We start from the raw sequence: 14,338 nt of genomic DNA, 5'->3' as shown, positions 1-14,338 counted from the left end.
GCTGCACTAGGGCAGGGTCAGGATCTCCGCACCGCGGTCGGTGACAACGAGTGTGTGCTCGAACTGCGCTGTCCTCTTCCGGTCCTTCGTGACGACGGTCCAGTCGTCCGCCCACATGGTCCAGTCGATGGTGCCGAGCGTCAGCATCGGTTCGATGGTGAAGACCATGCCCGGTTCGATGACGCGGTTGTAGGCGGGGGCGGCGTCGTAGTGCGGGATGATCAGGCCCGTGTGGAACGCTTCTCCGACGCCGTGCCCGGTGAAGTCACGGACAACACCATAACCGAAGCGCTTCGCGTAGGACTGGATGGTGCGCCCGATGACGTTGATCTCCCGGCCGGGCGCCACCGCGCGGATGGCCCGGTTCAGCGACTCCTGGGTGCGCTCGACGAGGAGGCGGGACTCCTCGTCGACGTCGCCGGTGCAGAACGTGTAGTTGGTGTCGCCGTGCACGCCGTCCTTGTAGGCGGTGATGTCGATGTTCAGGATGTCCCCGTCCTGGATCACCGTGGTGTCGGGGATGCCGTGGCAGATGACCTCGTTGAGCGACGAGCACAGCGACTTGGGGAAGCCGCGGTAGCCCAGGGTCGACGGGTAGGCGCCGTGGTCGAGCAGGAACTCGTGGCCGATCCGGTCGAGCTCGTCGGTGGTGACTCCGGGCGTCGCATGGCGGCCCACCTCCACGATGGCCTGCGCGGCGATCCGGCTGGCCACCCGGATCTTCTCGATGGTCTCGGGCGTCTTCACCTCCGATCCGGTGAACGGCGCCGGTGCCTTGCGGCCCACGTACTCGGGCCGGGCGATGCCCGGGGGAACAGGGCGGCGGGGTGAGACAGTGCCGGGTGTCAGCGTCCCGAGGGGGGCCGTGGCGGAGGACTGGGGCATACCCTTGATCCTATAGCGGGCCCGGGGAGACGGAGACGAGGCGTCGTCCTGAAAACCCGGCTGACAGTCCGCGCAACCCTGATCCGGGAGGTCGACATGACGGAGTACTGGTACAACGTGCGGACGCACGAGGTCGAGGAGGACCGCCAGTCGGACTGGTCGCAACTGATCGGGCCCTACGCGACCCGCGAGGAGGCGGAGAAGGCCCTCGAGAAGGTCCAGCAGCGCAACGACGCCTGGGACAAGGAGGACGACTAGCCCCTGCGGCCGGACCCCCTAGAAGGTGTGCTCGGGCCCGGGGAAGGTGCCGGCGCGGACGTCGTCGGCGTAGGCACGGGCCGCGTCGGCGAGGACGGACCGCACGTCGGCGTACTGCTTCACGAACCGCGCCTGCCGTCCGCCGCGCAGGCCCGCCATGTCCTGCCAGACGAGGACCTGCCCCGTGGTCGCCGGACCGGCACCGATCCCGATCGTCGGCACCCGGACGGCGGCGTCGACCGCGCCCGCCGTCGCGGCGGGGACCATCTCCATCAGCACGCAGAACGCACCGGCGTCCGCGAGGGCCACGGCGTCGTCGATGATCCGCTGCGACGCGTCCCCGCGGCCCTGCACCCGGTAGCCGCCGAGCGCGTGCTCGCTCTGCGGGGTGAATCCGACGTGCGCCATGACGGGGATCCCGGCGCGGACGAGGGCGCGCACGGTGTCCGCGTAGTCGGCCCCGCCCTCCATCTTCACCGCGTGCACGAGGCCCTCCTTGAGGAGCCGCACCGACGATTCCACGGCCTGCTGCGGCGACACCTCGTAGCTGCCGAAGGGCAGGTCGGCGACGACGAGCGCCCGCTTCGCGGCCCGGCTCACCGCACGGCTGAGGAGGATCATCTCGTCGAGCGTGATGGGCAGGGTGGTGGCGTGCCCGAGGACGTTGTTCGCCGCCGAATCGCCGACGAGGAGCACCTCGATGCCGGCCTCGTCGAACACCTGCGCCGCGTACTGGTCGTACGCCGTCAGCATCGCGAAGCGCGTCCCCTGGTCCTTGGCCTGCTGCAGGTGATGGATGCGGATGCGCGTGATCGGTCTCGCGACGGCCGGCGTGTCCGTCGGAGCCGGTGCGGTGCCCGCTCCCTCTCCGTAGGGTGCTGGCTGTTCGGCGGAAGTCATGCAACGAGACTATCGGACGGCGTCAGCGACCTCCCGCGTCGGCACCTCGCACGGCACCTCTGCTGACGGCGCACAGCACGGCACGCCGGACCAGGGCCGCCGGCGCACCGATCTTCTCCCGCGGGTCAGTAGAGTGATCACGGCAGGCGTCCGCATCCGGGCGCCCCATGCCGCGGAAGCGGCGGCACCGGACGCGCACGACGTCGGGCGCGGCCCGCCGCCTGACCGGGCGGCCGGGCGACGAGGAACGGGAAGAGGTGGTCATGGACCGGCAGCAGGAGTTCGTACTGCGCACCATCGAGGAGCGGGACGTCCGCTACGTGCGGCTGTGGTTCACCGACGTCGTCGGCTCCCTGAAATCCGTGGCACTCGCTCCGGCCGAGGTGGAAGGCGCGTTCGCCGAAGGGCTCGGCTTCGACGGGTCCTCCATCGAGGGACTCGCCCGGGTGTACGAGTCGGACATGCTGGCGCAGCCGGATCCGTCGACGTTCCAGATCCTCCCGTGGCGCGGGGAGAAGGAACAGACCTCGCGCATGTTCTGCGACATCCTGACGCCCGACGGCCGGCCCTCCACCGCCGATCCGCGCGGCGTCCTCAAGAAGACCCTGGCGAAGGCCGCCGACATGGGCTTCACCTGCTACACGCACCCCGAGATCGAGTTCTACCTCCTCAAGTCCGCCGACCTGGGCGCGGACGGCCAGCCCGTGCCCGTCGACCACGCCGGCTACTTCGACCACGTCCCCGGTGGCGTGGCCCAGGACTTCCGCAGGACCGCCGTCGCGATGCTGGAGTCCGTGGGCATCTCCGTGGAGTTCAGCCACCACGAGGCCGGGCCGGGGCAGAACGAGATCGACCTGCGGTACGCGGACGCGCTGCAGACGGCGGACAACATCATGACGTTCCGCACCATCATCAAGGAGGTCGCCCTGACCTCCGGCAGCTACGCGACCTTCATGCCGAAGCCGTTCTCCGAGCACCCCGGCTCCGGCATGCACACCCACTTCTCCCTCTTCGAAGGGGACACGAACGCGTTCTTCGAGGCAGGGGCCGAGTTCCAGCTGTCCAGGACCGCACGCCAGTTCATCGCCGGCATCCTGCGTCACGCGCCCGAGTTCACGGCCGTCACCAACCAGTTCGTCAACTCGTTCAAGCGCCTCTGGGGCGGCGGCGAGGCGCCCAGCTACCTCTCCTGGGGCCACAACAACCGCTCCGCCCTGGTCCGTGTGCCGCTCTACAAGCCCAACAAGGGACAGTCCGCACGCATCGAGTACCGCGGCATCGACTCCGCGAGCAACCCCTATCTCGCCTACTCGGTGCTCCTCGGCGCCGGCCTCAAAGGTATCGAGGAGGGCTACGAGCTCCCGCCGGCCGCCGAGGACGACGTGTGGAGCCTGACGGCCGCCGAACGCCGCGCGATGGGCCATGACCCGCTGCCCGCGAGCCTGCACGACGCCATCCGCGTGATGGAGGAGTCGGAGCTCGTGGCGGACATCCTCGGGGAGCAGGTCTTCGAGAACTTCCTGCGCAACAAGCGCGCCGAGTGGCACGACTACCGGATCCAGGTGACACCGTACGAGCTGCGCAGGAACCTCAACATCCTGTAGTGCCTGCCGGAACCGGAGCCGGAGCCGACATGGCTAGGGTTGGAGGATGAGCCTCAACCGCAAGCTGATCAGTTACGGCTTCACGGACCTCGAGAAGAGCCGGCGGTTCCTGGACGCGCCCGAACTGGTCGGGCTGAACGACGACGACCTCTTCGCCGGCCTCGCCGTGGCTGCCGACCCCGGTCTGGCGCTGCAGTCCTTCGTGCGCCTCCTGGCCGGCAGCCGGAAGGCCGTGCTGACCGTGTTCTCGGACGAGGGCCGACGGGCACCCCTGTTCCGGCTCCTGGGGGCGTCCGAGGCGCTCGGCGAGTTCCTCATGCGCCGCCCCGAGCACCTCGACGTGGTCCGGCCGGGCCCCGCGACGCCTGCCGTCGTCCTACCGGAGTACCTGAGGTCCGAGCTGTTGCTCTCCGTCGACGCCGATCCGTCGGAGGACAACCCCGTGGCCGGTGTCACCGGCCCCGACGCGTACCGCAGGCTCCGTGTGGCGTACCGGCGCCACCTGACGGACCTGGCGGTCCGCGACCTCGGCCATTGCGTGCCGGTGGACTACCTGCCCGTCGTCGCCCGCGAACTGGCGGACCTCGCCACCGCCGCGCTCGAGGCCTCCCTCGCCGTCGCCCGGGCCGAGCTGGGGCAGGTGCACGGGCCCGACGTCGTCGCGCGCGTCCGGCTGGCCGTCATCGCCATGGGCAAGTGCGGCGCACGCGAGCTCAACTACATCTCCGATGTCGACGTGATCTACGTGGTGGAAGGCGAGGACCTCGACGAGACGACCGTCACGAGGATCGGGACGGGCCTGGCCTCCGGCATGGCCCGCGGCGTCTACTCCACGGGAGCGGAGCCGGCTCTCTGGGAGGTCGACGCCAACCTCCGCCCCGAGGGCAAGGACGGCCAGCTCGTCCGCACGCTGCAGTCCCACATCTCCTACTACGAGCGCTGGGCGAAGACCTGGGAGTTCCAGGCGCTCCTGAAGGCCCGCGCCGCCGCCGGCGACCCCGGGCTCGGCCGCCGGTACGAGGAGGCCATCGCCCCGTTCGTGTGGGCGTCGTCGCAGCGCGAGGGCTTCGTGGAGGCCGTCCGGGCGATGCGGCGCCGCGTCACCGACAACATCCCGCGCGAGGAGGAGGCCCGGCAGCTCAAGCTCGGACCGGGCGGGCTGCGCGACGTCGAGTTCACCGTCCAGCTGCTGCAGCTCGTGCACGGCCGGCTGGACGAGTCGCTGCGGATCCGGGACACCGTCACCGCGATCGGCGCGCTCAGCTCCGCGGGGTACATCGGCCGGTCCGACGCCCTCGACCTCGACGACGCGTACCGCTACCTGCGGGTCCTTGAGCACCGCATCCAGCTCGTGCAGATGCGTCGCACGCACCTGATGCCGGAGGACGAGAGCGCCCTGCGGGCCCTCGCCCGATCGTCCCAGGGCTGCCTGGTCACGGTGCGGCCGAGCCCGCAGAGCCTCAACGACGCGTGGCAGCGCACCCGGAAGCTCGTCCGGCGGCTCCACGAGTCCATCTTCTACCGGCCCCTGCTCAATAACGCGGCGACGCTGCGGCCCGAGGACGTCCAGCTCACGGCCGAGGCGGCGCAGGCCCGCCTCGCCGCCCTCGGCTACCTCGACCCGCGCGGCGCCATGCGCCACATCGAGGCGCTCACCGGGGGCCTGCGGCGGCGCGCGATGCTGCAGCGGCAGCTCCTGCCCATCCTCCTGGCATGGTTCGCCGACGGCGTCGATCCCGATGCCGGCCTCCTCGGCTTCCGCCGGCTCAGCGAGTCACTGGGGGAGAGCCACTGGTACCTGGGGATGCTCCGCGATTCGAACGCGGCCGCCGAGCGACTCTGCGCCGTCCTGTCGAGCAGCCGGTTCATCGCCGACCTGCTGGAGGTTTCGCCCGAATCGACGCAGTGGCTCGGCTCCGACGCGGCGCTGGTACCCGACACGTTCGACGCGCAGTGGCAGGAGATCCAGTCGAAGATGTCCCGGCACCCCGAACCGGGGGAGGCCATCCGGCTGATCCGGCTCATCCGCCGTCGGGAGCTGCTGCGCATCGCCATCGCCGACAGCTCCCGCCTGCTGTCCCAGGCCCAGGTGGGCAGGGCCCTCGCCGATGCCGACCGCGCCGCGATCCTCGGGGCCCTGCACGTCGTCGAGAGCCAGGTGTTCGGGCAGGAGGAGCAGCTGACGCACGTCGTCGTCATGGCGATGGGACGCCAGGGCGGGCGCGAGATCACCTATGGCTCGGATGCCGACGTCATCTACGTCCACCGCCCGTTCCCGGGCGCCGACGAGGCGGCCGCGCAGAAGCAGGCGGAGGCGATCGTGGCGCGCCTGGCCGCGCTGCTCACGCAGCCGTGCAAACCGCCCGTGCTCGCGGAGCGCGTCCTCGAGATCGACGCGGCGCTGCGGCCCGAGGGCAAGCAGGGGGCGATGGTGCGGTCCATCGACTCCTACCGGGAGTACTACCGGCGCTGGTCGCTCGTGTGGGAGGCGCAGGCGCTCCTGCGGGCACGTCCGCTCGCGGGCGACGACGGGCTGGCCGCCGAGTTCCTCGAGGTGATCGACCCGGTGCGGTACCCGGAGGAGCTCGGCGAGACGGATATCCGGGAGATCCGCCGCATCAAGGCCCGCGTGGAGTCCGAGCGGCTCCCGCGCGGCGCGGATCCGTCCCGCCACCTGAAGCTCGGCCGCGGCGCCCTGAGCGACGTCGAGTGGCTCGTGCAGCTGCTCCAGCTGCAGCACGCCCGGGCGATCCCGGCCCTGCGCGTGCAGTCCACCCTCACCGCCCTGGACGTCATCGCCGCGGAGGGCCTGCTCCCGGTGGACGACGTCGCCCTGCTCCGCGAGAGCTGGAACCTGGCGACGCGCATCCGGGCGGCGAACGTCATCTGGAGCGGCCGCGGCTCCGACCTCCTGCCGTCGTCGCGGCGGGACCTCGAGGCGGTGGCACGGTGGTGCGGGTACGGGCCGGACAGCGGCTCGGCCCTCGAGGAGGACTACCTCCGCATGACACGGCGCAGCAGGGGCGTCTTCGAGCGGCACTTCTACGGGTACTGATCGGCCCCGACGCGAACTGACCGGTCCCGGGCCGGCCTGGTTGCCGCATAGGAGCAGAACATGGCCGGACACGACGACGGCGGCCGTCCCGGTTGGGAGGGCCGCCGTCGCCGGTGGTGCGGTGCCGGATGCGGCTAGACGCCGTAGTAGAGCTCGAACTCGTACGGGTTCGGGCGCAGTGAGAGCGGCTTGATCTCCATCTCGCGCTTGTACTCGATCCACGTGTCGATCAGGTCCTGCGTAAACACGTCGCCGGCCTGCAGGAACTCGTTGTCCGCCTCGAGGGCCAGGAGGGCCTCCTCGAGGGAGCCGGGAGCCTTCTGGATGTCCTTGGCCTCCTCGGCGGGCAGCTCGTAGAGGTCCTTGTCGATGGGCTCGGCGGGTTCGATGCGGTTCCTGATGCCGTCGAGGCCCGCCATGAGCTGCGCGGCGAACGCGAGGTACGGGTTCGACGACGGGTCCGGTGCGCGGAACTCGATGCGCTTGGCCTTCGGGTTCGAGCCCGTGATGGGGATGCGGATACCGGCGGAGCGGTTGCCCTGCGAGTACACCATGTTGACCGGCGCCTCGAAGCCCTTGACCAGGCGGCGGTAGGAGTTCACGGTCGGGTTGGTGAAGGCGAGGACCGCGGAGGCGTGCTTGAGCAGGCCGCCGATGTACCAGCGGGCGGTGTCCGACAGTCCTGCGTAGCCGCGCTCGTCGTAGAACAGCGGCTGACCGCCGGTCCACAGCGACTGGTGGCAGTGCATGCCGGACCCGTTCTCACCGAAGACGGGCTTCGGCATGAACGTGGCCGTCTTGCCCCAGGCGTCGGAGACGTTCTTCACGATGTACTTGAACTTCTGCAGGTCGTCCGCGGCGTGCGTCATCGTCGTGAACTTGTAGTTGATCTCGGCCTGGCCGGCGCCGCCGACCTCGTGGTGCGACCGCTCGACCTCGAGGCCCGCCTTGTCCAGCTCCACGCAGATGGCGTCGCGGAGGTCGGCCTGCTTGTCCACGGGGGAGACCGGGAAGTAGCCGCCCTTGAAGGGCGTCTTGTTGCCCAGGTTGCCGCCCACTTCCTCGCGCCCGCTGTTCCAGGGGGCCTCGATGGAGTCGACCTTGTAGAAGCTGCCCTGCGGGGAGGACTCGTACTGCACGTTGTCGAAGATGAAGAACTCGGCCTCGGGTGCGAAGAACGCGGTGTCGGCGATGCCGGTCGAGGACAGGTAGGCCTCGGCCCGCTCGGCGACGCTGCGGGGGTCACGGTGGTAGGGGTCGCCCGTGCGCGGGTTGACGATCGAGAAGTTCAGCGCGAGGGTCTTCTCGGTACGGAACGGGTCGATGAACGCCGTCGTGACGTCCGGGATGAGCTGCATGTCGGATTCCGCGATGCCCTGGAAGCCTCGGATCGAGGACCCGTCGAAGAGCTGGCCGTGCACGAAGAAGTCCGCGTCGACCGACTTCGCAGGTACGTTGAAGTGCTGCTGCACCCCAGGAAGATCGGTGAACCGGACGTCGACAAACCGGATGTCTTCGTCGGCAATGAATGTGAGGACCTCGTCCGCATTCTTGAACATCGAATCATGCTCCTATCGCATGGCTGGTGAAAGACCCGGCGCCAGCGCGTGTCCCTGCTCCGCACGGTGATCCCGAGCTCTGACAGGTGGAACGCTGCCGCCGACTCGTCCCCACTGTAGGAGCGGGCAGTTTCTCGCTGGTGTCGCCTTTGTTTCGGGGACGTTACGTGAGAAGGACTGCGCTCTCCACCCTAGCGCGTCCCGACGGGCGGAGGCATAATGCGGGCCGGTCCCTGCCGGTACGCTGGAGGGGTGGTGAACAGGAATGATGTGGGCTCGTGGATGGAAGGCCCGCCGCCGTCGGGCGGTCAGGACTGGCCCGGCCAGCGGCTCGGCCGGCCCGCCGCGGGCCCGGGATCCCTGGCGCGCTTCGGGCCCCGGGCGGGAGCGCTCCTCATCGACTGGATCATCTGCTCCCTGATCTCGGCCGCCTTCTTCGGCTACGACGGCTTCGCGACCCTGTACATCTTCCTCGTGGAGCAGGTGCTGTTCGTGGGGTTCTTCGGTTACAGCATCGGTCACAGGTTCCTGCGGATGCAGGTGCAGACGCTCGACGGGCGGCCGGCCGGCTTCCTGACGGCCCTCATCCGCAGCGTCCTCCTGTGCCTGGTCATCCCCCCGCTCGTGATCGACGCCGATCAGCGCGGCCTCCACGACCGGGCGCGCGGCACGGGCCTCTTCCGCATCTAGGCGGTACGCACCTGAACATCCGGGCGTACGCCCTGAACACAGAACGAGCCCCTCCCGGTGCGGGAGGGGCTCGTCGTGTGTCCGGACGGAGACGTGTCCGGGGGCGGGGACCGGACACCGTGATGGTGCGCGGTCGGCGTCCGCGGGCTCAGCGTCCCCGCATGGCCTTGCGGTCCGGGCGGGCCTTGAAGGGATCCACGCCCTTCGGGATCGGGAGCTTGGTGCCGAGCGCGCTCAGTCGCTTGTCGACGGCGTGGACCTCCTGCTTCGTCAGCGTCTTCTTGAGCTTCTGCACGGCCTTCGGCACCTTGGCGAGCGGGACCTGGCGGTCGTCACGGCCCGTCTCGATGACGTGGACGGGGACGTTCGGGATGATGCGTGCCATCTTGCGCCTCTCCCCGTCGATCAGCTGCTTCACGCGCGACGACGGCCCCTCTGAGACGAGGATGACGCCCGGCCTGCCGATGACCCGGAACACCGCGTCCTGCGTGCGCGGGTTCACGGCCACCGGCTGCTCCTGCAGGATCCAGCCGCGGCGCAGCACGCTGAGGGCCGCACCGGCGGCGCCGGGCTTGCCCTCGATCTGGGAGAACGCAGCGCGCTCCGCCCTCCGCGACAGGATGAAGATCGCGGCGAGGAACGCGAGCGGGATCGCGATGATCATCAGAGTGATGACGTTGCCGATCAGCAGACCGATCAGCAGGCCCAGGGCGATGATGCCGATGAAGGCCAGCAGCATGAACCAGACGGCGCTCGGATCGTTGCGCCGGGTCATCTGGAAGACCTGGGCGATCTGCTTCATCCGGCCGGTCTTCTTCGGTCCCTTCCCGGCTTTCGGCTTGCGCGAGAAAAGCCGGCGTCTGGGCGGGGGACCTGAAGGATCGATCGTGTGCGACATAGTGCTTCGATTCTACGGGATAGCTGAAGCACGCCCTCCGGTCCGGACGGACGACGGCGCGCCCCGCCGTCGTCCGCCTGTCGCCTGCCCTGCCTCAGCCCGCGAGGAGGGAGGATGCCTCCTGGGACGCCGATCCGGAGTCGTCGAGGTGCGCGAGCTCCGGCGGGAGCTCGAGGCCCTTCTTCCGCATGGCGCGGGCCCAGAGGCGGCCGGCACGGTAGGAGGAGCGCACGAGAGGGCCGCTCATGACGCCGAGGAAGCCGATCTCCTCCGCCTCCTCGCTGAGCTCGACGAACTCGCCGGGCTTGACCCAGCGGTCCACGGGGAGGTGGCGCTCGCTCGGCCGGAGGTACTGCGTGATCGTGATAAGGTCGCACCCTGCCGCGTGCAGGTCCCGCAGGGCCTCCGAGATCTCCTCGCGCGTCTCGCCCATGCCGAGGATGAGGTTGGACTTCGTGACCATCCCGAGGTCACGGCCCTGCGTGATCACGTCGAGGGAGCGGTCGTAGCGGAACGCGGGGCGGATGCGCTTGAAGATGCGCGGCACCGTCTCGACGTTGTGCGCGAAGACCTCCGGGGCGGCGTCGCAGATCGCCGCGATGTGCTCCGGGCGCCCGGAGAAGTCGGGGATGAGGATCTCCACGCCGGTGCCCGGGTTCATGCTGTGGATCTGGCGGATGGTCTCCGCATACAGCCAGACACCCTCGTCGGGGAGGTCGTCGCGGGCGACCCCGGTCACGGTCGCGTAGCGCAGGTTCATCGATTGCACGGACTGCGCCACCTTGAACGGCTCGCTCCTGTCCAGCGGCTGGGGCTTGCCGGTGTCGATCTGGCAGAAGTCGCAGCGCCTCGTGCATTCGGAGCCGCCGATGAGGAAGGTCGCTTCGCGGTCCTCCCAGCACTCGAAGATGTTGGGGCAGCCCGCTTCCTCGCAGACGGTGTGCAGCCCTTCCTTCTTGACGAGGTTCTTCATCGCCACGAACTCGGGGCCGATGTTGACCTTCGCCTTGATCCAGTCCGGCTTGCGCTCCACTGGTGTCTCGGCGTTGCGCGCCTCGATGCGCAGCAGGCGGCGACCCTCGGGTGCAAGGCTCACAGTAAGGCTCCTTCTGACGGGGTGTGCTGGGCCGGGCCGGTCGGTCCGGCAGCGGCGATGCCTGCCGGGGGCGAGTCGGTCCCGACGCCGCCCACGAGCACTGCCTCATTCTCGCGCAATCCCGCCTCGATCAGCGACACGAGCTCATCCGGCGTCACCGTCCGTCCGCACTCGGCCGAGATGGAGGTCACCCCGGCGTCGCTGATTCCGCACGGCACGATCTGCTGGAACGGGGCCAGGTCGTTGCTGCAGTTGACCGCGAAACCGTGCATCGTGACGCGGTCCTTCACCCGGATGCCGATCGCCGCGATCTTCCGGGCGGGCCGTCCGCCGGCCGCGGCGAGCCACACGCCGGACCGGCCGTCGATCCGGATGCCGTCGATCTCGAAGCGGCGCAGCGCGACGATGATGATCTCCTCGAGGGTGTGGACGTACTCGGCGACGCGCGCAGGATCGCGGAGTGCGAGGATCGGATACCCGACCAGCTGCCCCGGCCCGTGCCAGGTCAGCTTCCCTCCGCGGTCCACGGGCACGACGGGGGTCCCGTCGAAGGGCCGTTCGTGGTCCTCTGTGCGTTTACCCGCTGTGTAGACGGCGGTGTGTTCGAGGAGGAGCACGGTACTGGGCGCGGAGCCGAGGACCACCTGCTCGTGCAGGGACTTCTGCATCTCCCAGCCCTGCGTGTACTCGACGAAGTCCGGAGCGAGGCCGACGCGCGACAGCACAAGAGTCATGGGGCAAGCCTAGTCCTGCCCGCCGACACCTCCTGCCGGGACGGCGCTTGCACATCCTGCTGCGATGCCGCCGGAGGCTGTGTCAGCGGCCTCGGGGGCCGGCAGATCGAAGGTCGCGCCGAGTCTCACCAGTCGCCAGCCGCTGCCGGCCCTTCGGACCTCGAAATGCAGGATGGGCGAGACGGGGTTGGACTGGGCCTGGAATCTCCAGAAGTCCGCCCTGAGCCCGCGGCTGGGCGGGTGATCCTCGGGGTGGCGGGGTTCGACGGGAAGGGCCCGCCAGGTGGACCAGTGGAGGCTCTCCCCAACGACCCGCCAGAGCGATCCCCGCCAGCGGAGGGCGAGGGGCTGCGGTCCGCTGGTGGCGGCGCCGAAGGTCACGGCGACCGGCTCGTCCAACGGCCGCCAGCCGCCGGCCGCACTCGATGGATCGATGGTCATGGCACACCTGTTCCGCGGGGATCTGGGACCTTAAAATTAGAACACGTGTTCTAGCAAAGCAAGCAGTTCTCCGCCGGCGACCGATCGGGGTGTGGATAACGGGAGGGCGGCCGCTCGCGTGGCCTAGAACTGATGCATGAGAGAGGTCACGCGATCACCGCATCCCGGGGAGGACCGGACGACGCCCTCGGTCGGAGCAGGGTCCGCGCCCAGGTCCGCGCCCGGCTCCGCGCCGATGCCCGAGGATCCTCCGGAGGCCGCGGACAGGCCTTCCGTCGCGGGCCTGCGCGTCGGAAGGCTCCTGGGGCGCGGCGGCTCCTCCAACGTATGGCTCGTGACCGACGACGCCGAGCGACCTTTGGCGCTGAAGGTGGCGCGGGCACGGCGCCCGGGGGACGATGCGTTTCCCTCCGGGCCGGTGCCGGACGGGCGGCGACGTGGCCGGCGGGCCGCCACTCCCGGGGGCCCTGCATCGCCGTCCGGAGCGCCCGAATCCCCTCCCGGTCCCGCTGGTCGCGGTGAGGACCGGTCCGTGGCGGCGGAGGCACTGCCGCGACAGGAGGCGTCGGGCGGCAGTGCGGGGGGCATGGAGCAGGAACTCCGCCTCCTGCGGCGGTTCGCGCACGAGCACCTGCTCCGGGTGCACCGGGTCGTCGACACGGACCGCGGGCCCGGCCTCCTGATGGACCTGGCCAAGGGAGGATCCCTGCTGGGCCTCGTGACGAGCCGCGGTCCACTTCCCATCCCGGAAGTCGTGACGGCACTGGTCCCCGTCGCCCAGGCGCTCGACTCCCTGCACGGCGCCGGTGCGCTGCACGGCGACGTGACGCCCGCCAACATCCTCTTCACCGAGGAGGGGAAGCCGCTGCTCGGTGACTTCGGGACAGGGAGGGTGCTCGGATCGGCACCGGGCGCCGTCGCGGGTACGCCGGGATTCCTCGACCCGGCTCGGCGGCGCTCCTTCGACGCGGGAGCGGACGTGTTCGCCCTGGCCGCCGTGGCATGGTTCGCGCTGACCGGGCGCGTCCCCGGTCCCACGGAGCAGAGACCGCCGCTCGCCCTCATCGTGCCGGAGGTGCCACCACAGCTCGTGCAGCTCATCGAGGACGGGCTCGACGCCGACCGGGACCGCCGCCCGACCGCTGACCAGTTCGCCCGCACGCTGCTGGCGAGCGCCGTGCCGGCACCGGTGGACCTGGTGTCCTCGGTCCACGCCAGTGTCCTGCCCGAGTTGCTCACACGCCGTGCCGACCTCCCGGATGCCGACACGTCGCGGTGGCAACGGGTGACCCGCCGGGTGGCGTTCCCGAGGACGCGACCCGCCGGTGTCCTGTCCGCTGCGCGGCCCGGCAGGTCCCCGGGCCGCGAGGTCCGGCCCGGGGGCCCCCGGCCCGGTCCCCGTTCTGATCGTCGCGACGGAAGGGCACGGAAGGCCGTTCCGGACGGACGGCGGGCGCGTGGCGCGGTCGCGGTGATCGCCGGGCTGGTGGCCGTCGTGCTCCTCGTCGCAGGGATCGTGCTCACCCTCGACGGGACGGGTGTATCGCAGGTGCTGTCCGGCGGCTCGGTGCCCACGCGGCAGGGCGACGGGAGGGGACCGGAAGGCCTGATGCCCGGCGGGGTGCCGGGCGGGGTGCCGGACCCGATGCCGGACCCGATGCCCGGCGGGGTGCCGGGCGGGGTGCGGGAGCCGGTACCGGACGGGGCAGCCGGCGGAGGCTCGCCGCCCGTCGATGCTCCGCCGACCGAGGATCGGGTGACCGACCCTGTGACTGCGCTGGGCCGGCTCGCGGCTCGTCGTGCGACGGCGTTCGGGACGGCCGACCCCGTGGTTCTCGCGGACGTGGACGCCGCGGGGTCACCGGCGATGAGCGCTGATCTCGACGCCGTGGCAGCGCTCGCCGACACGGGCAGGGTGCTCCGGGACCTCTCGATCGACATCCGGGATGCCGCGGTGCTGACCGGCGCGGATATCGCGGGACTGCCGGAGGTCGGATCCCTCCCGGCAGTGGCTGCGCCGCCCGAGGGCACCGAGGTGGCCGTCGTCCGGGCGACGGCGGCCCTCTCCGCCTACACGGAGACGGCGGTGGGATCACTGCCGTCGGATACCGGACCGGACCCGCTCACGGCCGCCGGGCAGCAGGATCTCCTCTTCGTCCTCTGGCGGACGGAGCCCGGCTGGCGGATCCACTCCGTCGTGTCGCCACCAGGGTGACCG

The 14,338-nt window shown here is 70.4% G+C and carries 12 protein-coding genes; 5 read left to right on the top strand and 7 right to left on the bottom strand.

Going from position 1 to position 14,338, the window contains the following annotated elements; translation table 11 throughout:
• Positions 1-6: 6 nt before the first annotated feature.
• Positions 7-885: a type I methionyl aminopeptidase gene (gene map / locus AC4D2O_RS08480; RefSeq protein ID WP_490906381.1), complete on the bottom strand. Its 879-nt coding sequence runs from the start codon at positions 883-885 to the stop codon at positions 7-9.
• 96 nt (positions 886-981) lie between these two features.
• Here map and AC4D2O_RS08475 point away from each other — a divergent pair, with 96 nt between their 5' ends.
• On the top strand, positions 982-1,143 hold the full coding sequence (locus AC4D2O_RS08475) for an SPOR domain-containing protein (protein WP_334209484.1): 162 nt from the start codon (positions 982-984) through the stop codon (positions 1,141-1,143).
• Positions 1,144-1,161: 18 nt separating this feature from the next.
• Here AC4D2O_RS08475 and panB read toward each other — a convergent pair whose 3' ends face one another.
• Positions 1,162-2,043: a 3-methyl-2-oxobutanoate hydroxymethyltransferase gene (gene panB / locus AC4D2O_RS08470; RefSeq protein ID WP_490906380.1), complete on the bottom strand. Its 882-nt coding sequence runs from the start codon at positions 2,041-2,043 to the stop codon at positions 1,162-1,164.
• Positions 2,044-2,306: 263 nt separating this feature from the next.
• On the opposite strand from panB, the gene glnA (AC4D2O_RS08465) reads away from it, so the two are divergent.
• Positions 2,307-3,647: a type I glutamate--ammonia ligase gene (glnA, locus tag AC4D2O_RS08465; RefSeq protein WP_490906515.1), complete on the top strand. Its 1,341-nt coding sequence runs from the start codon at positions 2,307-2,309 to the stop codon at positions 3,645-3,647.
• Positions 3,648-3,693: 46 nt separating this feature from the next.
• Positions 3,694-6,702, top strand: a complete 3,009-nt coding sequence (locus tag AC4D2O_RS08460) for a bifunctional [glutamine synthetase] adenylyltransferase/[glutamine synthetase]-adenylyl-L-tyrosine phosphorylase (RefSeq protein WP_490906379.1) — start codon at positions 3,694-3,696, stop codon at positions 6,700-6,702.
• Between the two features lie 134 nt (positions 6,703-6,836).
• Here AC4D2O_RS08460 and glnA (AC4D2O_RS08455) read toward each other — a convergent pair whose 3' ends face one another.
• Complete coding sequence (gene glnA, locus AC4D2O_RS08455; protein WP_490906378.1) at positions 6,837-8,261, bottom strand: type I glutamate--ammonia ligase; 1,425 nt, start codon at positions 8,259-8,261, stop codon at positions 6,837-6,839.
• Positions 8,262-8,513: 252 nt separating this feature from the next.
• On the opposite strand from glnA (AC4D2O_RS08455), the gene AC4D2O_RS08450 reads away from it, so the two are divergent.
• Positions 8,514-8,951, top strand: a complete 438-nt coding sequence (locus tag AC4D2O_RS08450; protein ID WP_490906377.1) for an RDD family protein — start codon at positions 8,514-8,516, stop codon at positions 8,949-8,951.
• 148 nt (positions 8,952-9,099) lie between these two features.
• Here the strand turns inward: AC4D2O_RS08450 and AC4D2O_RS08445 are convergent, their stop codons facing one another.
• The 4 genes from AC4D2O_RS08445 to AC4D2O_RS08430 all read right to left on the bottom strand — a co-directional run bounded on the left by AC4D2O_RS08445 (position 9,100) and on the right by AC4D2O_RS08430 (position 12,120).
• A complete protein-coding gene (locus tag AC4D2O_RS08445; protein WP_490906376.1) occupies positions 9,100-9,849 on the bottom strand; it encodes a DUF4191 domain-containing protein in 750 nt (249 codons plus the stop codon).
• A gap of 94 nt (positions 9,850-9,943) precedes the next feature.
• Entirely contained in the window at positions 9,944-10,945 is a 1,002-nt protein-coding gene (gene lipA, locus AC4D2O_RS08440) for a lipoyl synthase (RefSeq protein WP_490906374.1), read from the bottom strand.
• Entirely contained in the window at positions 10,942-11,679 is a 738-nt protein-coding gene (gene lipB, locus AC4D2O_RS08435) for a lipoyl(octanoyl) transferase LipB (protein WP_490906372.1), read from the bottom strand. The genes lipA and lipB overlap by 4 nt, the downstream gene beginning before the upstream one ends.
• 9 nt (positions 11,680-11,688) lie before the next feature.
• Positions 11,689-12,120 (bottom strand): hypothetical protein, encoded by a 432-nt coding sequence (locus AC4D2O_RS08430; RefSeq protein ID WP_490906370.1) that lies wholly within the window; start codon positions 12,118-12,120, stop codon positions 11,689-11,691.
• Between the two features lie 136 nt (positions 12,121-12,256).
• Here AC4D2O_RS08430 and AC4D2O_RS08425 point away from each other — a divergent pair, with 136 nt between their 5' ends.
• On the top strand, positions 12,257-14,335 hold the full coding sequence (locus tag AC4D2O_RS08425) for a serine/threonine-protein kinase (protein WP_490906369.1): 2,079 nt from the start codon (positions 12,257-12,259) through the stop codon (positions 14,333-14,335).
• The last annotated feature ends 3 nt before the right edge of the window (positions 14,336-14,338 follow it).

The organism is Arthrobacter sp. TJ-238, from assembly GCF_058269215.1.
The sequence above is the reverse complement of the archived record's forward strand: the minus strand, read 5'-3'. Positions and strand labels throughout refer to the sequence as shown.

Coding starts and splice junctions, on each gene's coding strand:
- map (WP_490906381.1), bottom strand. CDS start 885: ATGCCCCAGTCCTCCGCCACGGCCCCCCTCGGGACGCTGACACCCGGC.
- AC4D2O_RS08475 (WP_334209484.1), top strand. CDS start 982: ATGACGGAGTACTGGTACAACGTGCGGACGCACGAGGTCGAGGAGGAC.
- panB (WP_490906380.1), bottom strand. CDS start 2,043: ATGACTTCCGCCGAACAGCCAGCACCCTACGGAGAGGGAGCGGGCACC.
- glnA (WP_490906515.1), top strand. CDS start 2,307: ATGGACCGGCAGCAGGAGTTCGTACTGCGCACCATCGAGGAGCGGGAC.
- AC4D2O_RS08460 (WP_490906379.1), top strand. CDS start 3,694: ATGAGCCTCAACCGCAAGCTGATCAGTTACGGCTTCACGGACCTCGAG.
- glnA (WP_490906378.1), bottom strand. CDS start 8,261: ATGTTCAAGAATGCGGACGAGGTCCTCACATTCATTGCCGACGAAGAC.
- AC4D2O_RS08445 (WP_490906376.1), bottom strand. CDS start 9,849: ATGTCGCACACGATCGATCCTTCAGGTCCCCCGCCCAGACGCCGGCTT.
- lipB (WP_490906372.1), bottom strand. CDS start 11,679: ATGACTCTTGTGCTGTCGCGCGTCGGCCTCGCTCCGGACTTCGTCGAG.
- AC4D2O_RS08430 (WP_490906370.1), bottom strand. CDS start 12,120: ATGACCATCGATCCATCGAGTGCGGCCGGCGGCTGGCGGCCGTTGGAC.
- AC4D2O_RS08425 (WP_490906369.1), top strand. CDS start 12,257: ATGAGAGAGGTCACGCGATCACCGCATCCCGGGGAGGACCGGACGACG.